Origin of the sequence: Pseudomonas sp. B33.4 (assembly GCF_034555375.1) — a bacterium.
Lineage (GTDB): Bacteria > Pseudomonadota > Gammaproteobacteria > Pseudomonadales > Pseudomonadaceae > Aquipseudomonas.
The window spans coordinates 3,388,941-3,413,549 of record NZ_CP140706.1; the positions used below are offsets into that span (position 1 = coordinate 3,388,941).

At 60.5% G+C, this 24,609-nt stretch carries 21 protein-coding genes; 17 read left to right on the forward strand and 4 right to left on the reverse strand.

Annotated elements, in window-relative coordinates:
- Positions 1-34: 34 nt before the first annotated feature.
- The 3 genes from U6037_RS14810 to U6037_RS14820 all read right to left on the reverse strand — a co-directional run bounded on the left by U6037_RS14810 (position 35) and on the right by U6037_RS14820 (position 2,479).
- On the reverse strand, positions 35-982 hold the full coding sequence (locus U6037_RS14810; RefSeq protein WP_322843483.1) for a FecR domain-containing protein: 948 nt from the start codon (positions 980-982) through the stop codon (positions 35-37).
- Positions 982-1,491: a sigma-70 family RNA polymerase sigma factor gene (locus tag U6037_RS14815; RefSeq protein WP_322843484.1), complete on the reverse strand. Its 510-nt coding sequence runs from the start codon at positions 1,489-1,491 to the stop codon at positions 982-984. Before U6037_RS14815 ends, U6037_RS14810 begins: the two co-directional genes overlap by 1 nt.
- 88 nt (positions 1,492-1,579) lie before the next feature.
- Positions 1,580-2,479: a helix-turn-helix domain-containing protein gene (locus U6037_RS14820; RefSeq protein ID WP_322843485.1), complete on the reverse strand. Its 900-nt coding sequence runs from the start codon at positions 2,477-2,479 to the stop codon at positions 1,580-1,582.
- Positions 2,480-2,641: 162 nt separating this feature from the next.
- Here U6037_RS14820 and U6037_RS14825 point away from each other — a divergent pair, with 162 nt between their 5' ends.
- The 8 genes from U6037_RS14825 to U6037_RS14860 all read left to right on the forward strand — a co-directional run bounded on the left by U6037_RS14825 (position 2,642) and on the right by U6037_RS14860 (position 12,884).
- The gene (locus U6037_RS14825) at positions 2,642-4,000 is read left to right on the forward strand and encodes a glutamine synthetase family protein (protein WP_322843486.1); all 1,359 of its coding nucleotides are present in this window, start codon (positions 2,642-2,644) and stop codon (positions 3,998-4,000) included.
- A 151-nt stretch (positions 4,001-4,151) separates the two neighbouring features.
- Positions 4,152-5,240: a polyamine ABC transporter substrate-binding protein gene (locus U6037_RS14830; RefSeq protein WP_322843487.1), complete on the forward strand. Its 1,089-nt coding sequence runs from the start codon at positions 4,152-4,154 to the stop codon at positions 5,238-5,240.
- Complete coding sequence (locus U6037_RS14835; RefSeq protein ID WP_322843488.1) at positions 5,237-6,538, forward strand: FAD-binding oxidoreductase; 1,302 nt, start codon at positions 5,237-5,239, stop codon at positions 6,536-6,538. The genes U6037_RS14830 and U6037_RS14835 overlap by 4 nt, the downstream gene beginning before the upstream one ends.
- Positions 6,539-6,771: 233 nt before the next feature.
- Positions 6,772-8,427 (forward strand): intermembrane transport protein PqiB, encoded by a 1,656-nt coding sequence (locus U6037_RS14840; protein WP_322843489.1) that lies wholly within the window; start codon positions 6,772-6,774, stop codon positions 8,425-8,427.
- A gap of 17 nt (positions 8,428-8,444) precedes the next feature.
- A complete protein-coding gene (locus U6037_RS14845; RefSeq protein ID WP_322843490.1) occupies positions 8,445-8,996 on the forward strand; it encodes a PqiC family protein in 552 nt (183 codons plus the stop codon).
- Between the two features lie 220 nt (positions 8,997-9,216).
- Positions 9,217-10,230: an iron ABC transporter substrate-binding protein gene (locus U6037_RS14850; RefSeq protein ID WP_322843491.1), complete on the forward strand. Its 1,014-nt coding sequence runs from the start codon at positions 9,217-9,219 to the stop codon at positions 10,228-10,230.
- Between the two features lie 51 nt (positions 10,231-10,281).
- On the forward strand, positions 10,282-11,829 hold the full coding sequence (locus tag U6037_RS14855; RefSeq protein WP_322847327.1) for an iron ABC transporter permease: 1,548 nt from the start codon (positions 10,282-10,284) through the stop codon (positions 11,827-11,829).
- Entirely contained in the window at positions 11,826-12,884 is a 1,059-nt protein-coding gene (locus tag U6037_RS14860) for an ABC transporter ATP-binding protein (RefSeq protein ID WP_322843492.1), read from the forward strand. The genes U6037_RS14855 and U6037_RS14860 overlap by 4 nt, the downstream gene beginning before the upstream one ends.
- On the opposite strand, the gene U6037_RS14865 is transcribed toward U6037_RS14860, so the two are convergent.
- Positions 12,885-13,730: a site-specific integrase gene (locus U6037_RS14865; RefSeq protein ID WP_322847328.1), complete on the reverse strand. Its 846-nt coding sequence runs from the start codon at positions 13,728-13,730 to the stop codon at positions 12,885-12,887.
- 447 nt (positions 13,731-14,177) lie between these two features.
- On the opposite strand from U6037_RS14865, the gene arnB reads away from it, so the two are divergent.
- From arnB to U6037_RS14910, 9 genes are read left to right on the forward strand one after another with little or no spacing between them, the layout of a single operon-like run.
- The gene (arnB, locus tag U6037_RS14870; RefSeq protein ID WP_322843493.1) at positions 14,178-15,326 is read left to right on the forward strand and encodes a UDP-4-amino-4-deoxy-L-arabinose aminotransferase; all 1,149 of its coding nucleotides are present in this window, start codon (positions 14,178-14,180) and stop codon (positions 15,324-15,326) included.
- Complete coding sequence (gene arnC / locus U6037_RS14875; RefSeq protein WP_322843494.1) at positions 15,323-16,339, forward strand: undecaprenyl-phosphate 4-deoxy-4-formamido-L-arabinose transferase; 1,017 nt, start codon at positions 15,323-15,325, stop codon at positions 16,337-16,339. Before arnB ends, arnC begins: the two co-directional genes overlap by 4 nt.
- Positions 16,336-18,327, forward strand: coding sequence for a bifunctional UDP-4-amino-4-deoxy-L-arabinose formyltransferase/UDP-glucuronic acid oxidase ArnA (gene arnA / locus U6037_RS14880; RefSeq protein ID WP_322843495.1), 1,992 nt, complete (start codon positions 16,336-16,338; stop codon positions 18,325-18,327). Before arnC ends, arnA begins: the two co-directional genes overlap by 4 nt.
- Positions 18,327-19,211 (forward strand): 4-deoxy-4-formamido-L-arabinose-phosphoundecaprenol deformylase, encoded by an 885-nt coding sequence (gene arnD / locus U6037_RS14885; RefSeq protein ID WP_322843496.1) that lies wholly within the window; start codon positions 18,327-18,329, stop codon positions 19,209-19,211. Before arnA ends, arnD begins: the two co-directional genes overlap by 1 nt.
- A complete protein-coding gene (arnT, locus tag U6037_RS14890; protein WP_322843497.1) occupies positions 19,208-20,860 on the forward strand; it encodes a lipid IV(A) 4-amino-4-deoxy-L-arabinosyltransferase in 1,653 nt (550 codons plus the stop codon). The genes arnD and arnT overlap by 4 nt, the downstream gene beginning before the upstream one ends.
- Positions 20,857-21,201, forward strand: a complete 345-nt coding sequence (arnE, locus tag U6037_RS14895; protein ID WP_322843498.1) for a 4-amino-4-deoxy-L-arabinose-phosphoundecaprenol flippase subunit ArnE — start codon at positions 20,857-20,859, stop codon at positions 21,199-21,201. The genes arnT and arnE overlap by 4 nt, the downstream gene beginning before the upstream one ends.
- Positions 21,198-21,602, forward strand: a complete 405-nt coding sequence (gene arnF, locus U6037_RS14900; protein ID WP_322843499.1) for a 4-amino-4-deoxy-L-arabinose-phosphoundecaprenol flippase subunit ArnF — start codon at positions 21,198-21,200, stop codon at positions 21,600-21,602. The genes arnE and arnF overlap by 4 nt, the downstream gene beginning before the upstream one ends.
- Entirely contained in the window at positions 21,599-22,978 is a 1,380-nt protein-coding gene (locus U6037_RS14905) for a UDP-glucose/GDP-mannose dehydrogenase family protein (RefSeq protein WP_322843500.1), read from the forward strand. The genes arnF and U6037_RS14905 overlap by 4 nt, the downstream gene beginning before the upstream one ends.
- Entirely contained in the window at positions 22,975-24,573 is a 1,599-nt protein-coding gene (locus tag U6037_RS14910) for a glycosyltransferase family 39 protein (protein WP_322843501.1), read from the forward strand. The genes U6037_RS14905 and U6037_RS14910 overlap by 4 nt, the downstream gene beginning before the upstream one ends.
- Positions 24,574-24,609: the final 36 nt, after the last annotated feature.

Sequence of the window (24,609 nt, forward strand, 5' to 3'; positions counted from 1 at the left end):
GAATGACCGGTGAGGCGCAAAAAAGGGACAGGCTTCAGCCAACATTTTGCCGAGGCGTAAGGGAAACCCAGAACCGGGTGCGGGTGTGGACTTCGATCGGCAGGCTCGCCGCGAGCAGTGCGAGGATTTGATCGGTATTGTCGAGGCGGAAACTACCGGTGATGCGCAACGCTTCCAACGTTGGATCCCAGCGCAACAGCCCCGAACGATAGCGGCTCAGCTCACGCAGGAAATCCCCCAGCGGTTGGTTTTGCGCCATCAACACACCGTCACGCCAGCCCGGCATCTTTGCGTCGAACAGCGCGATCGGTCCGGCGCCGGAAGCTTGCAGGCTGACCTGTTGCCCGGCGTTCAACTGCAGCGCCGGCCCGTGTAACGGCTGCAATTGCACCGAGCCGCTGACCACCGACACGTTGCAGTCACGCTCGTTGAGGCGCACGCAGATTTCGCTGCGGCTGACGATGATCCGACCGTATGCAGCGTTGACCGTCAACGCCGTGCTGCCGGGGACGTTGAGCGCCATCTCGCCACGCACCAGGGTCAACTGATGGCTGGCCAGATCGACGTTTACCGCACTGGCGGTGTTCAGTTGCAAGGTGCTGCCGTCGGCCAACCGTGTTCGGGTGTGCTCGCCAGTGCCGGTCTGCAAATCGGCGCGCCAGACGTCGAGCGGCAACTGACGACTGATCAGCCACGCCGCCGGCACCAACGCGGCCAGACCGAGCGCACGTTTCAGCGCCGCGCGCCGCGCCAGATCCGGACGATCCAGCGTAGCCATGGCCAGCGCCGCCGGCACCGCTGAAAACCGTTGCCGCAACAGTTGAATCTTCTGCCAGGCGTTTTCATGACGGCTATCGCTGCTGCGCCAATGCTGCAGTCGCGCGCGATCGTCATCGTTGGCATCCCCGGATTCCAGCAATGCCAGCCATTGCGCGGCGGCGCGTGCAACTTCGCGCGCCTCTGCGTCTGCTGCAGCGCGCATCATAGATCCAACATCAAGCAATGCTCGTAAGCCATTGCCATATAACGTTTTACTGTTCGCTCTGAGACTTGTAGACGCTCAGCGATTTCGCGGTAACCGAGACCTTCCAGCTGACTCCACAAAAACGCCCGACGCACCGGCCGTGGCAAACCATCCAGTAATTCGTCAAGCGCTTGCAGGGTTTCCAGCAGCAGCCAACGCTGCTCGGGCGACGGCACGCACTCCTCCGGCAACTGCGCCAAGGCTTCGAGATAGGCTTTTTCCAGACTGCGGCGGGTGTAGAAATTGCTCAGCAGGCGCTTGCCCACGGTCAGCAAGTACGCGCGCGGCTCGCGCATATCGGCGATCGGTTGCGCGCTGCACAGCACGCGCATGAAGGTGTCATGGCTCAGGTCCGCCGCATCCCAGGCGTTGCCCATCCGCCGGCGCAGCCAGGTTTCCAGCCAGCCGCGATGATCGCGATACAGTTCGTGCAGGTGCTGCGGCGAGCGCGTCGCGGCTTCAGTCATCTCAAGAGTCCTGCGCGAAGTCAGTTTCAAATGAGAGTGATTCTATTTAACTTGCGCGCCGACACAAAGCCTTTTTATGCCACGCGTTTTATGAACGCTTCAGCGTCTCACTCGGCAACTCCTTGAACAACGCCCGATAACTGCTTGAAAACCTTCCCAAATGCCAGAACGACCAGTGCATCGCCACCTCGGCCACGGTGGTTTCCGTTGGCCGGCGCTTGAGCAGTTCGCGGTGAGCGCTGTTCAACCGGCGCAGGCGCAGCCAGTGACTCGGGGTCATCCCGGTGTAGGCCTTGAATGCCTGCTGCAATTGCCGCAATGGCACCCCTGCCACATGCGACAGTTCGAGCAGATTGAGGGTGTCTTCCGGAGAATCCGCCGCCCACTCGCCTACCCGTTTCATGATCATCCGTTCTTCGGTGCGCCGTTGTAAGCCACCGCGATCGAGGCTGGTGTGAGCGTTGTCGAGAATGAACAGGCAATCTTCAAGTAGCTGCTTTGTCAGCGAATCTTTATCAAATGGATCAATAGCTTGCGACACCTTCGTGAGAGTCGAGCTTAACCATTTACTGAACAAGGCGTTCTGCCCGCAATTGAGTTGCGTCATGAACAACCCTTCAAGTTTCGCCACATTCAGACCGTGCTGACGGACAAACTCCGGACCGAACACGACGGCGATTTCCTGGTAGTTCTCCGGGGTGATCCAGATGTTGCGGCTGTCTTCATTGAGCAGGTACAGCGCGTTGTCACTGCGATCAAAACAGAACGCCAAAGCACCCGACGGCGCGCTGAAATTCTGCTCGACCCGGGTGTTCATCTGCTCTTCATAGACCTCGACACCTTGCAGATCCAGATAGCGGATCTGCCCGGCGAAATGGCCCGGCGACATCTGTTGGTAATGCTGGACCCAGCCCGGTGTGGCGCGGACTTGCTCGGCCACATCGGCGGTGTTGAACGCTTGAACCTGGAGCGGATTGCACGTTGTCATGGGGTGACCTTGCGCACTCTTTTGGTGCGCTTTGGTGCTGCTTAAAGTGGATAGATGGAACTGCAAGGCTCGCCCAAGATAGTCGTCAACGCGCCACAGGGGAAGGGGCGGAAGATGAAACCCGCCCTCCCCGGCGTCTATGAAACCAATAACGAGGTCTTTATGAATGCCCCTTTCGATCAGCTGTTCACGTGGCTGAAAGATCACAAGATTACCGAAGTCGAATGTGTGGTCAGCGACCTGACCGGCATCGCCCGCGGCAAGATCGCACCGACCAACAAGTTCCTGCATGAGCGAGGCATGCGCCTGCCGGAAAGTGTGCTGCTGCAAACGGTAACCGGGGATTTTGTCGACGACGACATCTACTACGACCTGCTCGATCCTGCCGACATCGACATGGTCTGCAAGCCAGTGGCTGACGCGGTCTACGTGATTCCGTGGGCGATCGAACCGACCGCCATCGTCATTCACGATACCTTCGACAAGTTCGGCAACCCGATCGAACTGTCACCGCGCAACGTGCTGAAGAAAGTCTTGCAGCTCTACACCGACAAAGGCTGGAAGCCGATTGTTGCGCCGGAAATGGAGTTTTACCTGACCCAACGCTGCGAAGACCCGGACTTGCCGCTCAAGGCACCGCTGGGCCGCTCGGGCCGTGCGGAAAGCGGTCGGCAGTCGTTCTCCATCGATGCCGCCAACGAATTCGATCCACTGTTCGAAGACGTCTACGACTGGTGCGAACTGCAAGGCCTGGACCTCGACACGCTGATCCACGAGGACGGCCCGGCGCAGATGGAAATCAACTTCCGTCATGGCGACGCACTGGATCTGGCCGACCAGATCACCGTGTTCAAACGCACCATGCGTGAGGCAGCGCTCAAGCACAACGTCGCCGCGACGTTCATGGCCAAACCGATCGGCGATGAGCCGGGCAGCGCCATGCACATTCACCAGAGTGTGGTGGAAATCGCCACCGGCAAGCCGATCTTCGCCAATGAAGACGGGCAGATGAGCGAGCTGTTCCTGCACTACATCGGCGGTTTGCAGAAATACATCCCGAAAGTGCTGCCGATGTTCGCGCCCAACGTCAACTCGTTCCGCCGCTTCCTGCCGGACACCTCGGCACCGGTCAACGTCGAATGGGGCGAAGAAAACCGCACCGTTGGCCTGCGTGTGCCGACCTCTAGCCCGGAAGCCATGCGCGTGGAAAACCGCTTGCCGGGCGCTGATGCCAACCCGTACCTGGCGATTGCCGCGAGTCTGCTCTGCGGTTACATCGGCATGGTTGAAGCCATCGAGCCGAGCGCTGCGGTACAAGGCCGTGCGTACGAGCGCCGCAACCTGCGCCTGCCGATCACCATCGAAGAAGCACTGACGCAAATGGAAGAATGCGAGGCCGTCGCGCAATACCTTGGCGACAAATTCGTCCGGGGCTATGTCGCGGTGAAACGCGCCGAGCATGAAAACTTCAAGCGCGTGATCAGCTCGTGGGAGCGTGAGTTCCTGATGCTGAGCGTTTAAGACCTTCGTTGTCTGTACCACCGCTATCGCGAGCAGGCTCACTCCTACAGGGGGAATGCATTCCAAAATGTAGGAGTGAGCCTGCTCGCGATGGCGGCAGCTCAAACAGCAAAGAACCACCTGAAAAATCCAAAAAATTAGAGGTGTAGATATGCGTCTGTTGAAAACCATGGTTCCCGCCGCTCTGGCCCTGATGTGCAGCATCGGAGCCCAAGCCCAACCCCAGGTCAGCGTCTACAACTGGACCGACTACATCGGCGAAACCACCCTCGCCGACTTCCAGAGCAAAACCGGGATCAAGGTGATCTACGACGTTTTCGACTCCAACGAAACCCTCGAAGGCAAACTCCTCGCCGGGCGCACCGGCTATGACGTGGTCGTGCCGTCCAACCACTTTCTCGCCCGTCAGGTGAAGGCCGGTGCGTTCCTCAAACTCGATCGCTCGCAGTTGCCGAACTTCAAGAACCTCGACCCGAAGCTGCTCGAACTGCTGGAGAAAAACGACCCGGGCAACGAACACTCGGTGCCATACCTGTGGGGCACCAACGGCATCGGCTACAACGTCGACAAGGTCAAGCAAGTGCTGGGCATCGACCACATCGATTCCTGGGCGGTGCTGTTCGAACCCGAGAACCTGAAGAAACTTACTCAGTGCGGCGTGTCGATGATGGACTCCGCCGACGAAGTCTTTCCCGCTGTGCTCAATTACATGGGCATGGACCCGCGCAGCGAGAACCCGGAAGACTATAAGAAGGCTGAAGCGAAACTGCTGAGCATCCGTCCGTACATCACCTATTTCCACTCCTCGAAATACGTATCGGACCTGGCCAATGGCGATATCTGCGTGGCCTTCGGTTATTCCGGCGACGTGTTCCAGGCCGCCAATCGCGCCAAGGAAGCCAAGAACGGCGTGAACATCGCCTACGCGATTCCAAAGGAAGGCGCCAACCTCTGGTTCGACCTGTTGGCTATCCCGGCCGACGCCAGCAACACCAAAGAAGCCCACGCCTTCATTAATTACCTGCTCGATCCACAAGTGATCGCCAAGGTCAGCGCTTCGGTGGGTTACGCCAACCCGAACCCGGCCGCCAAGCAGTTCATGGATCCGGAACTGGTCAACAACCCAGAGGTTTATCCACCTCAAGCCGTGCTCGACAAACTCTACATTTCTACCACCCCGCCCCAGGCGATCATGCGTTTGATGACCCGTTCCTGGAGCAAAGTGAAGTCGAACAAATGAATCAGTACACCCAGGAACACGCTCGCTCCTACTACGCTGCTTCGGCGCGGGCGACCACACCTTATCCGGTATTGGACGCTGACCTGACGGCCGATGTCTGCGTGATCGGCGGCGGGTTCACCGGGGTCAACACCGCCATCGAGCTGGCTCAGCGCGGATTGTCGGTGGTGTTGGTCGAAGCCCGGCGTATCGGCTGGGGCGCCAGCGGGCGCAACGGCGGTCAGTTGATTCGCGGGATCGGTCATGAAGTTGAAGGCTTCGCCAAATACGTCGGCCAGGAAGGCGTGCGTTATTTGCAGCGCGCCGGCATCGACTCGGTGGAACTGGTGCGTCAGCGCATCGGCGACAACGGCATCGAGTGTGATCTGCGCTGGGGCTTCTGCGATCTGGCCAATACCCCGGCGCAGTTCGCTGCCTTCAAGGATGAATTGGTCAACCTCGCCGAACTCGGTTACGCCCACGAAACCCGTCTGATCGGTCCGGAGCAGATCCGTCAGCAAGTGGTGAATTCCGACATCTATGCCGGCGGACTGCTCGACATGGGTTCCGGGCACCTGCACCCGCTGGATCTGGTGCAAGGCGAAGCGCGACTGGCGGCGTCACTCGGCGTGCGAATTTTCGAGCAGAGTGAAGTGCTGGAAATCATCCACGGTTCGACCGTGCAAGTACGCTGCGCCCATGGCACGGTGCGCGCTGGCAGTCTGGTACTCGGCTGCAACGCGCATCTGGACGAACTTGAGCAACAGCTCAGTGGCAAGGTCCTGCCCGCCGGCAGTTACATCATCGCCACCGAACCGTTGTCCGAGGAACGCGCCGCGCAACTGATTCCGCAGAATCTGGCGGTGTGCGACCAGAAAGTCGGCCTCGATTACTACCGACTCTCGGCGGATCGGCGCCTGCTGTTCGGCGGTGCCTGCCACTATTCCGGGCGCGATCCGGCGGACATCGCCGCCTATATGCGACCGAAGATGCTCAAAGTCTTTCCGCAACTGGCGGACGTGCGCATCGATTACCAATGGGGCGGCAAGATCGGCATCACCGCCAATCGCTTCCCCCAGGTCGGTCGCCTAAAGCAGCACCCGAACGTGTTCTACGCCCAGGGTTATTCCGGCCATGGTCTGAACGTTACGCACTGGTGCGCAAAACTGCTCGGCGAGGCGATTCACGCCGGTCACAGCCAGGGCATGGACGTGTTCAGCGGCGTGCCGCACATGACCTTCCCCGGCGGCCCGGCCCTGCGCTCGCCATTACTGGCATTGGGCATGTTCTGGTATCGCTTGCGGGAAATGCTCGGCTGACCCGCAACCCGCTCCGACACCATGCCCAAGTAGGAGCTGCCGAAGGCTGCGATCTTTTGATCTTAAAAAAGCAAGATCAAAAGATCGCAGCCTCGTTTCACTCGACAGCGCCTACATGGAAACTGCCAACAATGCGCGCTATACACATTTGCTCTATCGCCAAGCGCTTCTATATTGATGAGGTGCTTTTGCGTTCCTGACGCTCAGTGCCCAATCAATCGAGGAGGACATGGATGAAGTCGTCAGCCACCGACGAGCCGCGAGCACCAGGCCAAGCCCCCGTGAAAACCCGCCGTTTCGGCATCTCGCTCGTCTGGATCGTACCGATCGTTGCCGTGCTGGTGGGCATCTCGCTGGTGGTGCACAACATCCTGCAGGAAGGCCCGACCATCACCGTCACCTTCAAGACCGGGGATGGTCTGACGGCCAACAAGACCGAAGTCAAATACCGCAATGTGGTGATCGGCCATGTCTCGGATGTAGAACTGGCCAGCGATCACAAAAGCGTCAACGCCACGATCAAACTGGCCAAGCAGGCCGAAGAGTTTACCCGTGAAGACTCGCAGTTCTGGGTCGTGCGCCCACGGATTGGTGCGGGTGGCGTCTCGGGTATCGACACCCTGCTTTCCGGCGATTACATCGGCGCCGACATTGGCGAGGCCAATAACCGCGCGAAGAACTTCAAGGGCCTGGAAAACCCGCCACCGATCACCTATGGCGAACCCGGCAAGACATTCTCGTTGCACACCGCCGACCTCGGCTCGCTGGACATCGGTTCACCGGTCTACTTCCGCAAGATCCCCGTAGGCCAAGTGGTCTCCTACGCGCTGAATCCCGATGGCAAGGGCGTGAATATCGAAGTGTTCATCCACGCGCCCAACGACGCCTACGTCACCGAAAACACCCGTTTCTGGAACGCCAGCGGCGTGGATGTCAGCGTCGGCGCCAACGGTTTTGCGGTAAAAACCGAATCACTGTCGACCCTGCTGGTTGGCGGCATCGCCTTCCGTGCACCGGACTACAGCCCCAACGATAGCGTCGCCGCGGAAAACAAAGACTTCGAGCTCTTCGCCGACCAGACTGCCGCCCTCGCCCCGCCCAACGGCAAGGCGCAATACCTGAGCCTGCGTTTCGATCAGGCGCTGCGCGGACTCAAAGTCGATGCCCCGGTCGAGTTTCTCGGCGTCGAGATCGGGCGTGTGGTCGCGGTCAATCTGGACTTCGACGAAGTCAAACGTACGTTCCCGGTGAACGTCGGCATCGTCATTTATCCGCAACGCCTGGGCCGGGCGCATCAGAAAATGCTCAAGGCATTCAATGGCGACGAAAACGACGAAGCCACTGGCGCGCGCCTGCTCGGCACCTTCATCGAAAACGGATTGCGCGCCCAGGCACGCAACGGCAACCTGCTCACCGGCCAGTTGTACATCGCGCTGGATTTCTACCCGAAAGCGCCGAAAGTCGCGTTTGACCCCACCGCCCGACCGATCAGCGTCCCGACCATCCCGGGCAGCCTCGAACAGTTGCAGGAAAAACTCGAAGCGATGGTCAACAAGATCAACGCACTGCCGATTGAACGCATCGCCGGCAACCTCGACAGCAATCTGGTCGAACTGCGCAAAGGCCTGACCCAGTTCAACGCCAAGACCTTGCCGGGCGTGCAGAGCACCCTCGCCGATGTCAGCAAGACCTTGCAGTCCGCCAATTCAACGCTGGCCGAAGATTCGCCGCAACGCGAGAAATTGGGTGAAACCCTCGAAGAGCTCGGGCGCATGTCGCGCTCTCTGCGTGAACTCTCCGACTATCTCGGTCGTCATCCGGAATCGCTGATTCGTGGCCGTCCCGACAACGCCGCACCGCTGGACCTGAAAGGACCGCCACGCAATTGAGCACAGGAGCTGAACCCATGGCATCACCGCTGAAGATTACTGTGCTCGCTGCCGTTATGTTGCTGAGCGCCTGCCGCAGCGACCCGATCAGCTTTCATACCCTGACCCCGGTGCAACCCGGCGCCGGCCGCAGCGGAGCCGACATCGCCATCGAGGGCATCACCGTGCCGCCACAAGTCGACCGTGCGCAAATCGTCATACGCGAAGGCAACAGTGGTCTGGCGATTCTCGAAACCGAATGGTGGGGCGCCAGCCTCGCCGACGAATTGCGCAGTGCGCTGGTCGATCAACTGAGCAACACGGCTAGTCAGCAAAGAATGTCGGTGCGCGTCGATGTTCAACGTTTCGATTCGATTCCCGGCCAGTACGGCTTGATTGACGTGAAATGGCGACTGCGTCCGCTCGGCGCGACTGACAGCACCCTCCTCACCTGCCGCTCAGTGCTGCAAACCCCCTCGGGGCCGAGCATTGATGAACTGGTGACGGCGCAGCAGAACAACGTCAAACGTCTCGCCGCACAGATCATCCAGGCCGCCGGCAGTGCACGCGGCTGCCCACCCGCCTCCTGATTCCCCGCCGCAAAAAAACCTCGCGTTAAGACGCACGGCCCTCGTGCGTCGTCGCGTCGCTGCTAACCTGAATAGGAATGACATGTATTAACGGTTTTTTTAACGTTTTTTTCTCATTTGCCTGCCTACATTGCCTACGACTCAATATCTGCAAACCATTCGCATCAACGTCCGGCGCAGGTTTGCCCATAACGTCTAAAAAGCCAGGAGCCCGCCCGCCATGAGTCCACATTTGCCCGCCTTGCTGAAACGCGCCTTATTGGCCACCGCCCTGCTCGGCGCCAGCCAGGCCTATGCTGCCGATGGCGTTGGTTTGCTGGTGTACAACGCCCAGCACGAAAGCCTGACCAAAGCCTGGGTCGCCGGTTTCACCGAAGAAACCGGGATTCCGGTGACGATCCGCAATGGCGATGACACCGAGATGGGCAACCAACTGGTGCAGGAAGGCGCGGCCTCGCCGGCCGATGTGTTCCTCACCGAAAACTCGCCGGCGATGGTACTGGTCGACAATGCCAAGCTGTTCGCCCCGATCGCGCCAGCCACGCTGGAACAAGTCGAAGCGGCGTACCGCCCGGCACATGGCCAGTGGATCGGCATCGCCGCGCGTTCAACGGTGTTCGTCTACAACCCGGCGAAACTGGCGGAAAAAGACCTGCCGAAATCCCTCCTTGATCTGGCCAGACCGGAGTGGAAAGGTCGCTGGGCTGCCTCGCCGGCCGGCGCAGACTTCCAGGCCATCGTCGCTGCCGTGCTTGAGCAAAAAGGCGAAGCCGCCACGCTGGACTGGCTCAAAGGCATGAAAACCAACGCCACCGTGTATCGCGGCAACAGCGCCGTGCTCAAAGCGGTCAACGCCGGGCAGATCGACAGCGGCGTGATCTATCACTATTACAGCTTCGTCGATCAGTCCAAGACCGGCGAAAACAGCAAGAACACCCAGCTTTATTACTTCAAGCATCAGGACCCGGGCGCGTTCGTCAGCACCTCCGGCGCCGGCGTGCTGGCCTCCAGCAAACATCAGGAAGAGGCGCAGAAGTTCGTCAAATACATCACCAGCAAGGAAGGCCAGGAGATTCTGCACAGCGGCACTTCGTTTGAGTACGCGGTCGGCAAAGACGCACCGTCCAACCCGAAACTGACGCCGCTGAAAGAGCTCGACGCACCCAAAGTCGATGCGTCGAAACTCGACAGCAAAAAAGCCGTCGAGCTGATGACTCAGGCGGGAATCCTGTAAGTGCTCCCCGAAACCCTCCCTGCGCAGGTCCCTGCGGCCTCCTCCGCCCGCCTGAGGCTAAAACCCCGCGCCCTGACCGGGCGCGGAGGTTCCTGGGTGGTCGCGCTGGCCGTCGGTGTTTCACTGTTGTCGTTGCTGCCGATCGCATTTGTGCTCGGAGTGTCGTGGGCCACCGGCTGGGCGACCATCGAAGCCTTGGTGTTTCGCCCGCGCGTGGCTGAACTGCTGATCAACACGGTGTTGCTGGTGTTGATCACCCTGCCGTTGTGCATTCTGCTCGGCACCGCACTGGCCTGGCTGACCGAGCGTACCAACCTGCCCGGTCGACGCCTGTGGTCATTGCTGGCCGTGGCACCGCTGGCGGTGCCGGCGTTTGTTCACAGTTATGCGTGGGTCAGTCTGATTCCTTCGATTCACGGATTGCCGGCCGGGGTGCTGGTGTCGGTGATCGCTTATTTTCCGTTTCTGTACCTGCCGGTGGCGGCGACATTGCGCCGCCTCGATCCGGCCATTGAAGACGTTGCCGAATCCCTTGGCCTGAAACCCTGGGCGGTGTTTTTCCGGGTGGTGTTGCCACAGTTGCGTCTGGCCATTTGTGGCGGTGCGCTGCTGGTCGGCTTGCACCTGCTGGCCGAGTATGGCCTCTACGCGATGATCCGTTTTGACACCTTCACCACGGCGATTTTCGACCAGTTCAAATCAACCTTTAACGGTCCGGCGGCGAACATGCTGGCGGGCGTTCTGGCCTTGTGCTGTCTGGCGATGCTCACCGTCGAATCCGCCGCCCGAGGCAAGGCTCGCTACGCCCGCGTCGGTTCCGGCAGCGCTCGCGAGCAACGCACGGTGCGCTTGAATCGCGCCAGCGTGTTCCTTGGCTTGAGCCTGCAAGTGCTGACCTGTCTGCTCGCGCTCGGCGTACCGTTGTTGACGTTGGGGCGCTGGTTGATTGCCGGTGGCGCCGAGGTCTGGGGCGGCGGCGAACTGTTGCCGGCGTTGCTGCAAACCCTGTCGTTCGGTGTGGCCGGCGCACTGTTGACCAGTCTGGCGGCGATTCCGATTGCCTGGCTGTCGATTCGTGCGCCGGGCAAGTTGCAGCGCCTGCTTGAAGGCTGCAACTACATCACCAGTTCGCTGCCGGGGATTGTCGTGGCGCTGGCCCTGGTCACCGTGACCATCCATTTCGCCCGGCCGATCTACCAGACCACCATCACCGTGTTGCTCGCCTACTTGCTGATGTTTCTGCCGCGTGCCTTGGTCAGCCTGCGCGCCGGGTTCGCCCAGGCGCCGGTCGAGCTGGAAAACATTGCGCAAAGCCTCGGCCGATCGCCGGTGCGCGCCTTGTGGCTGATCACCTTGCGCCTTGCCGCGCCGGGCGCAGCTGCCGGTGCCGCGCTGGTGTTTCTGGCGATCACCAATGAATTAACCGCAACCTTGCTGCTTGCGCCTAACGGCACCCGCACCCTGGCCACCGGTTTCTGGGCCATGACCAGCGAAATCGATTACGCCGCCGCCGCGCCTTATGCGCTGTTGATGGTGTTGTTATCGCTGCCGCTGACCGCCCTCCTCTATCACCAATCCAGGCGCACCGCTGGCCGATGAACGCACTTGAACTGATCTCTCTGAGCAAATCCTTTGGCGCGCAGAAAGCGCTGGATGACATCTGTCTGTCGGTGCCGACCGGCAGCCGCACGGTGATTGTCGGCCCGTCCGGCTCCGGCAAAACCACATTGCTGCGGATGATTGCCGGTTTCGAATTCCCCGATACCGGCAGCCTGACCCTCAACGGTCAGGTGCTGGTCGACAGCACTCACGCAGTGCCCGCTTATCAGCGGCAAATCGGTTATGTCCCTCAGGATGGCGCACTGTTTCCGCACATGACGGTCGCCGCCAATATCGGCTTCGGTCTTGCCCTGACCGGCACCGCCAGAGAGGAACGGATCAAGGCATTGATGGACAGTGTTTCGCTGGACGCCAACATGGCCAACCGTTGGCCCCATGAACTGTCCGGCGGCCAGCAGCAACGGGTTTCCCTCGCCCGGGCGCTCGCCCAGCAACCACGACTGATGTTGCTCGATGAGCCGTTCTCCGCCCTCGACACCGGCCTGCGCAGTGCCATGCGCAAAATGGTCGCGCGACTGCTGGAGGACGCGGGCGTCACGACGATTCTGGTGACCCACGATCAGGGCGAAGCGCTGTCATTTGCCGATCAGTTGGCGGTGATGCGCGGCGGGCGGCTGGTGCAGTCCGGGCATCCGATGGATCTTTACCGATACCCACACGACGAGCAGACCGCACACTTTCTCGGCGAAGCCGTGGTGATGCCTGCGCGGATCGACTCCGGTCTGGCCCACTGCGATCTCGGTCCGGTGCCGGTGAACAGCAACGGTTTTAGCGGCAACGCGCAGATCATGCTCAGGCCTGAACAGTTGCAGTTGTCCGGTACGGTGATCGGTAACCAAGGCTGTCACGCCGTGGTCACCGAACGGGATTTCGCCGGCAACACCTGCACCCTCACGGTTGAACTGCGCTCGTCGATCAATCAGGATCCCGGCCGCTCGCTATTGGTACGCAGCTCCGGCATGCACGCGCCACCGGCCGGTAGCGACGTACAGTTATCGGTACTCGGTGCTGCTCACATCTTCGCGCTTTCCTGATCACAGATCGAAGCGATCCACCGCCCGCCGCCGCTCGTTGTCATCGCGCACATCGTAGTTGGCGGTGGTCTGGATGTTGCTGTGGTGCGCCAGCTTCTGGGCGATCGACAGATCATGTTCTTCGATGACCCGCGTGATAAACGATCGGCGGAAATCGTGGGGCATGATCTTCACCCCGACCTGCGTGCCACGCTGTCGGGCGATGTAATAGATCGCGTGTTTGGTGATGCGCTCGCGGGTAATGTGGCTGCCGCGACGGATGCGATTGAACAGAAAGGCATCGTCGCTCTCGCCTTCCTTGAGTTCAGAACGCCGCAGCTCCAGCCACGCATTGAGTTTGGCGAAGGCCCAGGCCGGCGCGTACTTGATCAGTTGCTTGTTGCCCTTGCCGGTGACGGTCAGGCTGCGCTCAGTGAAGTCGACCTGATTCAAGTCCAGATCCACCGACTCCGATTTACGCATGCCGGTGCCGTACAACAACGCAATCACTGCCGCGTCGCGCAGGCCTTGCGGGCGTGGATCGGCGGCGCAAACTTCCATCAATTCATGGATCAACGTGCGCTTCAAGTTGCGCCCCTGCGACAAGCGGGTGCCGGCAATGGCTTTGACCGAACGCATCTTCAACAGATGATCCTGAGAAATCAAACTCATCCGCCACGCTTCATTCATCACCCCGCGCACGGCATTCACATACAGCGACGAGGTATTCGGTGCATAGCCGTCGGCGCGCAACGCGGCGACCAGTGCCACGACGTCTTCCGGTTGCAGCCCGTGCCAGGGGATTTCTTCGATGTCCACGTCTTCGAAACCGAGGCGGTCCGCAGCATCCTGCAAGACATAGCGCATGGTCAGTTGGCTGGAGGGCGCCAGGCGGGCCAGATACAGCGTTAGCGGATTAGTGTTGGACGGGGTGGATGCAGTACTCGACAAGTCAATCAAACGAAACGGCCTTGAATAGAAAACAGTTCAACAAAACAACTTAAAAGTGCAAACAAACTTATATAAATAGCGACTCTTCCGTAGGACTTTTCTACGAAAACAGCCGATGAACGGAAGAAGTCTGAACGGTGGCTGTATGGCTTACAGATAGACGAATCGCCGACCGTTTTTTCATGTTCCTTTGACAAAAACGCGCATAACCTTAGTTACAACAGGTTGCCCCGAAAGGCCTGCAACCCTGCCGGCCGCGGACTGGAAAGTCAATCAGGTATTCCCCGACCGGTTACTCAACCCTTTGAAATTCCGTGTTTTTCAGACAATCGGCTGAAGGATGGCTGTCGCCCCGAGGTTCTTATGAGTCAAGCGTTTTTGCCGTTTTCCCGGCCGAGTATCGGCGATGAAGAAATAGCCGCGGTTGAACAAGTATTACGCTCTGGCTGGATTACTACCGGCCCTAAAAGCCAGGCACTGGAAGAACAGTTTGCCGACTATGTCGGCTGCAAGCATGCAGTGGCACTTTCCTCGGCAACCGGTGGTATGCACATCACGTTACTGGCCTTGGGCATCGGCCCCGGTGATGAGGTGATTACGCCCTCGCAGACCTGGGTGTCGACCGCCAACATGATCTCGCTGCTCGGCGCCACACCGGTGTTCGTTGACGTTGATCGCGACACCTTGATGACCGACGCCGCGCGCATCGAAGCCGCCATCACCCCACGCACCAAAGCAATCATTCCCGTGCATTACGCCGGTGCCGCGTTCGATCTCGATCCGCTGTACGCCCTGGCCGACAAGCACGGCATCGCGGTCATCGAAGACGCCGCCCACGCCGCCGGCACCCGTTACAAGGGTCGCCACGTCGGTGCGCAAGGCACGGCGATATTCTCCTTCCACGCAATCAAGAACATGACCTGTGCCGAAGGCGCGATGTTCGTCACCGACAACGAAGCGCTGGCCAGCCGTGTGCGCATGCTCAAGTTCCACGGTCTGGGCGTTGACGCCTACGATCGCCTGACCGGTGGCCGCAAGCCGCAGGCGCAAGTGATGGAGCCGGGGTTCAAGTACAACCTCGCCGACATCAACGCTGCGATTGCTTTGGTGCAGCTTGAGCGTCTGGACGCAATCAACGCGCGCCGCACTGAACTGGCCGCCGCCTACCGGCAAAAACTCGAAGGCCTGCCGGTGCAACCGCTGGCCCTGCCCGCTTACGCACAAACCCACGCCTGGCACCTGTTCATCCTGCGCATCGACAGCGAGCGCTGCGGCATGGACCGCGAAGCCTTCATGAAAGGCTTGCAGGACCAGGGCATCGGCACCGGTATCCATTTCATCGCCACCCACCTGCACACCTGGTATCGCCAGCGTGACCCCGACCTGTATCTGCCCGACACCGAATGGAACTCGGCGCGGCTGTGCTCGATTCCGTTGTTCCCCGACATGAGCGATCAAGACCTTGATCGCGTGGTCGGCGCCATCGCCACCCTTATGGACAAACGCCTGTGAAAACCTATCCGATCCGCTGCGTGTCGATCGTCATCCCGGTCTACAACGAACAGGACAGCCTGCCGGAACTGCTGCGCCGCACTGAAGCGGCCTGCCGCATGCTGCGTCACGACTATGAAATCGTCCTTGTCGACGACGGCAGCCGTGATGAGTCCGCCAACCTTCTTGAAGAAGCCGCGAGCCGTGAAGACAGCCCGTTCGTGGCGGTCATTCTCAACCGCAACTACGGCCAGCATGCGGCAATCATGGCCGGTTTCGAGCAGTGCAAAGGCGATGTCGTCATCACCCTCGACGCCGATCTGCAGAACCCGCCGGAAGAAATCCCGCGCCTGGTCGCCGAGGCCGAAAAAGGTTACGACGTCGTCGGCACGGTGCGCGGCAACCGTCAGGATTCGGCCCTGCGCCGCTATCCGTCGAAGCTGATCAATCTCGCCGTGCAGCGCTCCACCGGCGTCGCCATGAGCGATTACGGCTGCATGCTCCGCGCTTACCGCCGCACGATCATCGACGCCATGCTTGCCTGCCGGGAACGCAGCACCTTCATCCCGATTCTGGCCAACAGCTTCGCCCGCCACACCACGGAAATCGTCGTCGCCCATGCCGAGCGCGAACACGGCGATTCGAAGTACAGCCCGATGCGTTTGATCAATCTGATGTTCGACTTGATCACCTGCATGACCACCACACCTTTGCGCCTGCTGAGCATCGTCGGTTTCACCATGGCCGGCCTCGGCGTGCTGTTTGCCGCCGCACTGATCGTGTTGCGTCTGGTGTTCGGTGCCGGTTGGGCCGGTGACGGCATGTTCGTGCTGTTCGCGGTGCTGTTCGTGTTCACCGGTGGCCAGTTCATCGGCATGGGCCTGCTCGGCGAATACCTGGGGCGCATGTACAGCGACGTGCGCGCCCGCCCGCGTTTCTTCGTTGAAAAAGTCGTGCGCGGCCAACCCGCCATGCCGCCGCGCGCCATCACCGTCGACGGTCTCTCCTCCTCCAATGATCAGGTTCTCTCATGAGCGCAAAAACGGTTGTCTTCGCTTATCACGATATCGGCTGCGCCGGCATTCAAGCCCTGCTCGACAGCGGCTATGACATTGCGGCGGTATTCACTCACGCCGATGATCCGAAAGAGAACGCCTTCTACGGATCGGTTGCGCAACTTTGTGCCAACAAAGGCATTCCGGTGCATGCCCCGGAAGACGTCAACCACCCGCTGTGGATCGAGCGGATTGCCAAGCTCGCCCCTGAGTACATCTTCTCCTTCTACTACCGCAACCTGCTGAGCGAGCCGCTGCTGGCCCTGGCCAAAAAAGGCGCGTTCAACCTGCACGGCTCGTTGCTGCCAAGCTACCGTGGCCGCGCCCCAGCCAACTGGGTACTGGTCAACGGCGAAAGCGAAACCGGCGTGACCCTGCACCGCATGGTCAAACGTGCAGATGCCGGTACCATTGTTGCCCAGCAACGCGTGGCCATCGAGCGCAGCGACACCGCTTTGAGTCTGCATGGCAAGCTGCGCATCGCCGCGACGGATCTGCTGCGCGACACCTTGCCGGCCATGCTGCAAGGCAAGACCAGCGAAACCGCGCAGGACGAATCCAAAGCCACCGTGTTTGGTCGTCGTACCGCAGCGGACGGCAAACTGGTCTGGGCGAAACCTGCCGAGCAATTGTTCAACCTGGTTCGCGCGGTGACCCAACCGTATCCGGGCGCGTTCTGCGCGGTCGGAGAGCACAAACTCATCGTCTGGAGCGCCGAAGTCGTCAAAGGCAACGACGGCCAGGCACCCGGCCGCGTAATCAGCGTTGCTCCGCTGCGCATTGCTTGTGGTGAAGATTCGCTGGTGATCCTCTCCGGCCAACGCAACGACAACGGCCTGTTCCTCAGTGGCCCGCAACTGGCCAACGAACTCGGTCTGGTCGACGGCTCGCTGTTGCGCGGAGCTGAATCCGGCCGCGCACCGCGTCGCACTCGCGTGCTGATCCTTGGCGTCAACGGCTTCATTGGTAATCACTTGTCCGAGCGTCTGCTGCGTGACGACCGCTACGAAGTCTATGGCCTGGACATCGGTTCCGATGCCATCGACCGTCTGCGCAGCCACCCGCATTTCCACTACGTCGAAGGCGACATCAGCATTCACTCCGAGTGGATCGAGTACCACATCAAGAAGTGCGACGTGGTCCTGCCGCTGGTGGCCATCGCCACGCCGATCGAATACACCCGCAACCCGCTGCGGGTGTTCGAACTCGACTTCGAAGAAAACCTGAAACTGGTGCGTTACTGCGTCAAGTACAACAAGCGCGTGATCTTCCCGTCGACCTCGGAAGTCTATGGCATGTGCCAGGACAAGCACTTCGACGAAGACACCTCCAACCTGGTGGTCGGCCCGATCAACAAGCAGCGATGGATCTACTCGGTGTCCAAGCAACTGCTCGATCGGGTGATCTGGGCCTATGGTGCCAAGGGTTTGAATTTCACCCTGTTCCGCCCGTTCAACTGGATGGGCCCGCGCCTTGATCGTCTGGATTCAGCCCGTATCGGCAGCTCCCGCGCCATTACTCAGTTGATATTGAATTTGGTGGAAGGCACGCCGATTCGTCTGTTCGACGGCGGCGAGCAGAAGCGCTGCTTCACCGACATCGCCGACGGCGTCGAGGCGCTGGCGCGGATCATCGATAACGACAACGATGTCTGCAACGGTCAGATCATCAACATCGGCAACCCGGACAACGAAGCGAGCATCCGCCAGTTGGGCGAAGAGCTGCTGCGTCAGTTCGAAGCGCATCCGCTGCGTGACAACTTCCCGCCGTTCGCCGGTTTCCGCGACGTGGAAAGCAAGGCGTTCTACGGTGCCGGTTACCAGGACGTCGAACACCGTAAACCCAGCATTGCCAACGCCAAGCGTCTGCTCGACTGGACGCCAACCGTGGAAATGCGCGAGACCATCGGCAACACGCTCGACTTTTTCTTGCGTGAAGCCATGCTCGAACAAGCGGACAAGCGCTAATGCAGGCAGGCCTTCGTATCGATGTCGACACCTATCGCGGCACCCGTGAAGGTGTGCCACGTTTGCTGGAGATGCTCGACGAGGCGCAGATCAAGGCAACGTTTTTCTTCAGTGTCGGCCCGGACAACATGGGCCGGCATCTGTGGCGCCTGATCCGCCCGCAGTTCCTCTGGAAGATGCTCCGCTCCAACGCGGCCGGCCTGTATGGCTGGGACATTCTGCTGGCCGGCACCGCGTGGCCGGGCAAACCGATCGGCCGTGATCTCGGGCACCTGATGCGTCAGGCCCGCGATGCCGGTCATGAGGTTGGCCTGCATGCGTGGGATCACCACGGCTGGCAGGCCAACGCCGGGACCTGGAGCGACAAGCAACTGATCGAGCAGATTCGTCAGGGCGTCGACACGTTGAGCGACATTCTCGGCGCCAAAGTCGACTGTTCCGCCGCCGCTGGTTGGCGTGCGGATGAACGCGTGATCGAGGCCAAGCAAGCCTTCGGTTTTCGCTACAACAGCGATTGCCGAGGCAACCGCCTGTTCCGTCCGCTGCTGGCTGATGGCACGCCGGGCACGCCGCAGATTCCGGTGGACCTGCCGACCTTCGATGAAGTCGTCGGCCCCATCGTCGCAGCGCGGGATTTCAACGGTTTCATCCTTGATCACTTTCGCCCGCAACAGCTCAACGTCTACACCATTCATGCCGAAGTGGAAGGGATTCTCATGGCCGAGGACTTTCGCCAACTGCTCGCCGACGCGAGACAGCGCAACATCGACTTCACACCGCTGGGCGATTTGCTGCCCGAGTTTTTCAACACCTTGCCCGTAGGTCGTGTGCAACGCGGCGCCCTCGACGGCCGTGAAGGCTGGCTGGGAGTGCAAGGCGCATGACTAAACGCTGGGCTTTGCCGCTGTTGTTGCTGGGCATTTGTCTGCTGGCCTATCTGCTGCCACTGGGCAGCCATGGTTTGTGGATTCCCGACGAAACCCGTTACGCGCAGATCAGCCAGGACATGCTGCTCAGTGGCAACTGGGTGTCGCCGCACTTCATGAGCCTGCGCTACTTCGAGAAGCCGATTGCCGGCTACTGGATGATCGCGCTAGGTCAGGAGTTGTTTGGGCAAAACCTGTTCGGTGTGCGCTTCGCGTCGGCGCTGAGCACTGGCTTGAGCGTGCTGCTGTGCTATCTGGTCGCTCGACGCTTGTGGAACGAGCCGCGCAAAAGCTTTGCCTGCGCCCTGCTCTACATGAGCTTCACGATTGTTGCCGGTCAGGCCGGGTACGCCAACCTCGATCCGCAATTCACTTTCTGGGTCAATCTGAGCCTGGTGGCACTGTGGTTTGCTGTCGACAGTTACACCAGCGGTAAACGCATGGCGGCCTGGGCGGTGTTGGGACTGGCCTGCGGTATGGGTTTCATGACCAAGGGCTTTCTCGCCTGGCTGCTGCCGGTGTTGATCGCCCTGCCGTGGCTGCTCTGGCAAAAACGCTGGCGTGAACTGCTGACTTACGGGCCGGTGGCGATTGCCATCGCGATCGTCATCAGCCTGCCGTGGGTGCTGTCGGTGCATGCGCAGGAGCCCGACTACTGGCGGTTCTTCTTCTGGCACGAACACATCCGCCGTTTTGCCGGTGACGATGCGCAACACGATGCGCCGTGGTGGTTTTACCTGCCGCTGCTGGTGGCGTTCAGCCTGCCATGGGCCGGTCTGTTGCCGACGGCGTTCAAACAGGCGTGGCAAACCCGCGCGCAGCCCAAAGTGGTTTTTCTGTTGCTGTGGCTGCTGCTGCCGTTGCTGTTCTTCAGCCTGAGCAACGGCAAATTGCCGACCTACATCCTGCCGTGCCTGCTGCCGCTGGCGTTGTTGCTCGGCAGCGCGCTGGCCGATCGCTTGCGGCTGGAACAAGGCCGGGCGCTGGGCCTCAACGGTTTGCTCAATCTGCTCATCGGCGCCGTTGCCCTGATCGCGGTGGTTTACCTGCAATTGAACCGGCCGCTGTACGACCACGAACTGCACAGTCTGGTGCTGGTATTCATCGGTCTGGTCGGCTGGATCATCGCCAACCTGCTGCAAGCCTTGCTGCCCCTGCAATGCTGGGCGGCGCCGGCATTCGGTAGCCTGTTGCTGATCGCGGTGCTACCGGCGGCACTGCCCAAATCGGTGGTCGCCAACAAGATGCCCGACCAATTCATCCGGCATCACCTCACCGAACTGGCGCAAACCAGCCATCTGCTGAGCAACGACCTCGGCGCCGCTTCGGCGCTGGCCTGGCGCCTGAAAACGCCGCAAGTCGCGTTGTACAACACGATAGGCGAATTGAAATATGGCCTTGCCTATCCTGACGGCATTCAACAGCGGGTCGATCCCGATCACGTGCAAGAGTGGATGCGCGAGGCACGCCGCAGCGGTGCGGTCGGCGTGGTGATGCGCGTCAAGGGGCAGGACGAACTGGACGAAATCGACAGACTGCCAAAGGACGGCATCCGTTACGAACAGGGCAACCTGGTGATCATGATCCTGCCCAAGGAGGCGTCATGAGCCTGGTGCTGCTGTTGACTGCGTGCCTGCTGACCTGCCTGGGGCAGATTGCACAGAAATATGCCGTGGAAAGTTGGCGCGGGGTCGACTCTTCAATGACCGGCAAACTGCGTTCGCCGTGGTTATGGCTGGCCCTGTTCGCCCTCGGTTGCGGCCTGCTGGTCTGGCTACTGGTGTTGCAGCGCCTGGAAGTCGGCATCGCCTACCCGATGCTCAGTCTCAATTTCGTGCTGATCACCCTGATCGCGCGCTTCGTCTTCCGTGAACCCATCGACCGCCAGCATTGGCTCGGCGTGGCGTTGGTGATCGGCGGCGTGATTTTGCTGGGGCAACAGTCATGAACCCGCGTCGTGGCATCACCTTCGCACTGGGCAGCGTGTTCCTCGTCAGCGCTGCGCAACTGGGCATGCGCTGGAGCATGACCCGTCTGCCTGCACCGGACCAATGGCTGCACACCGGCAGCCTCGACTGGCGCGCGCTGGCCGTGGTCATTGCGGCGATCTTCGCCTACGCCCTGTCGACGCTCTGCTGGCTCGCTGCCCTGCGCGATCTGCCGCTGGGCCGGGCTTACTCACTGCTGAGCATCAGCTATGCGCTGGTGTACCTGCTGGCGGCCAGTCTGCCGCTGTTCAACGAATCTTTCAGTTTCACTAAATCACTGGGCGTGGCGCTGGTCATGCTCGGGGTCATCACCATCAACACTCGTCCGGCTCGTGCGCCCGAATTCAGGAGTGCTCCATGAAAATCACAGTATTTGGCAGCGGTTACGTCGGTCTGGTGCAAGCGGCTGTGTTGGCCGAAGTCGGCCATGATGTCGTGTGCATGGACGTCGACCAGAAGAAGGTCGACCTGTTGCGCCAGGGTCACGTGAGCATTTTCGAACCGGGGCTGGCCAGTCTGGTGCGCGAAGGTCTCGATTCGAAACGCCTGCAATTCACCACTGATGAGCAACTTGCCGTGCAGCATGGTCGGGTGGCGTTTATTGCCGTCGGTACGCCGTCGCGGGAGGACGGCTCGGCCGATCTGCGTTATGTGCTGTCGGTGGGTGACGCGATTGCCCGGCATCGTGAGCAGGCGTTGATCATCGTCGAGAAATCCACGGTGCCGGTGGGCACCGGCGATACGTTGCGCACGCACATCGAGAAAGCCTTGATCAAGGTTGGCCGCCTGCTGCAATTCGATATCGTCTCCAACCCGGAATTTCTCAAGGAAGGCTCGGCGGTTGCCGATTGCCGGCGGCCGGACCGCATCGTCATCGGCTGCGAAGGTGATGAAGTGCGCGACGTGATGCGTGATCTGTACTCGCCGTTCAACCGCAACCACGACCGCATCATGTTCATGGACCTGCGCAGTGCCGAGCTGACCAAATACGCCGCCAACTGCATGCTGGCGACCAAGATCAGCTTCATCAACCAGATCGCCGAACTCGCCGAACACCTGGGCGCCGACATCGAATCGGTGCGCCAGGGCATCGGTGCCGACACGCGCATCGGTTACCACTTTATCTATCCGGGCTGCGGTTATGGCGGCTCGTGCTTCCCCAAAGACATGCGCGCGTTGATCCACAGCGCCGAAGAAGCACATTGCTCCAGCGACTTGCTGCAAGCGGTCGAGGCGATCAATCAGCGGCAGAAACACAAACTGTTCGAGCGTATCAACGCGTTCTACCGCGGCGATCTGCGTGGCAAGACCTTTGCCCTGTGGGGCCTGGCGTTCAAACCCAACACCGACGACATGCGTGACGCGCCGAGCCGGGTGTTGCTGGAAGAGTTGTGGGCCGCCGGCGCCAGCGTGCGCGCCTTCGACCCGGAAGCCATGCAGGAAACCCAGAACCTTTACCCGGACGAATCGAAACTGATGCTGATGGGCACACCGGAATCGGTACTGCCCGGCGCCGACGCGCTGATCATCTGCACCGAGTGGCAGCAGTTCAAGGCCCCGGATTTTGATCTGATCAAACAGCGTCTCAACACCCCGGTGATCTTCGACGGGCGCAACCTGTACGACGCCGAACGTCTGGCGCGCAACGGTTTCCATTATTTCCCGATGGGCCGTGGCGAATCGCGCACATTGCCGATCCCGCTGCAACAGTGGCCGCACGCGTCCGACGTCGCTTGATCGCGTTATCGCCCGAGATTCGCCGGCAGTCCCTGATCGCAGGGCTGCTGGCGTTTTTAGTGTTCATGGCCGGGGTCTATGGGCAGGCTCCGATCGGTTTCGACTCGCGGTTTGTGCTGTTTGCGCAGGAAATGCTGCGTCATGGGCCGACGGTGTTTCCGACCACCTATGGTCAGCCGTACGCGGACTATTCGGCCCTGTCGACCTTGTTCATCTGGCTGCTGTCGTTGCCGTTCGACGCGGTGAATGCGTTTACTGCATGGGCGCCAAGTGCGTTCGCGGGCGCGTTGATCGTGACGCTGATGTATCGACTGCTGGCACCGTACTCACGACGCTGGGCGTTGATCAGTATTGCCTTGCTGATGCTGACCAGCGGTTTCGTCACCGAAGTGCGCGCGGTGTCGCAGGACTTGATGCTCGCGGCGGTGGCGTTCGCGGTGTTCTATCTGGGTTATGCCCATGATCATTTTGGCGGCGGGCGTCGTTGGCCGCTGATCTTCGTATTGCTCTTGCTGGGTTTCGGGATTCGCGGGCCGATCGGGCTGGTGGTGCCGACCGGCATGCTCTGCAGCTATTACCTGCTCAACCGTGAATGGTCGCGGTTGCTGGTGTTCGGCGTGTTGGCTTCGGTGGTGCTGGCCGCGTGTGTCGGATTGTTGTTATGGCTGGCGCAGGTCAGCGCTGGCCCGGTGTTCCTGCAGGACGTGATCCGCATGCAGTTCATGGGGCGCATGGACGGCAGCGAAGGTGTCAGCGGTTCGCTGTATTACTTCACCAGCTCGTTCGGTAACTATGCGCTCGCGTATCCGTTGGCATTGCTGGTGTTGGCGGCAGCGTGGCTGAGCAAACCGCAGCAACGTGGCCCGGCGCTGCGCCTGGTGCAGTATTGCGCGGCGGCGGGGTTGATTGTGATGGCCGGGCTGTCGATTCCGCAGGCGAAGAAGGCCCGTTATCTGCTGCCGATGCTGCCGATGGCGGCGATCATTGCGGCGTATCCGTTTCAGGTCGCGCACGGTCGCGTGTTCCGCTGGTTGCGCGGTTTGCTCATGGGCTTGTGGCTGGTTACGCCGGGCTTGCTGCTGGTGGTTTTGCTGGTCGCCCAACGGCGCTTTCCCGAGCAGGTGAGTGACATAACGTTTGTGGTGATCGCCCTGGGCGTGCTGCAACTGCTGGCACTGTCGCGATTGTTGATTGCGCGTTGGCGCACCGAGGTATTGGCGTTGTGTGCCGTGTTGGCGCTATGGACGGTGTACGCGGCAGTGTTTGAACCCGTAGAACGTCGCCTGTATGACACGCAGACTTTCAGTCACGCGGTGTTCGCCCAGGTTCAGCACAATCCGGCGCCACTGGTGTTGCACGGCATGGGCAAGGACGCGAAGGCGATCAAGTTCATGGTCAATCTCTCACAGGATCTGCAACCGCAGTTCAGCGACTCGGTGCAGCAGCTGGAGGCGCTCAAAGGACCGGCGTGGTTGATGATGGACCGCAGTGATTTTCTGGCCCTGCAAGGCACGCTCATCGGTGCATTGCAGCCTGTGCTCAGTGGCAGCTTCGATAAGAACGATTACGTCCTGCTTTACGCCAAACCCTTGTAGGAGCTGCCGAAGGCTGCGATCTTTTGCGGTTTAAAG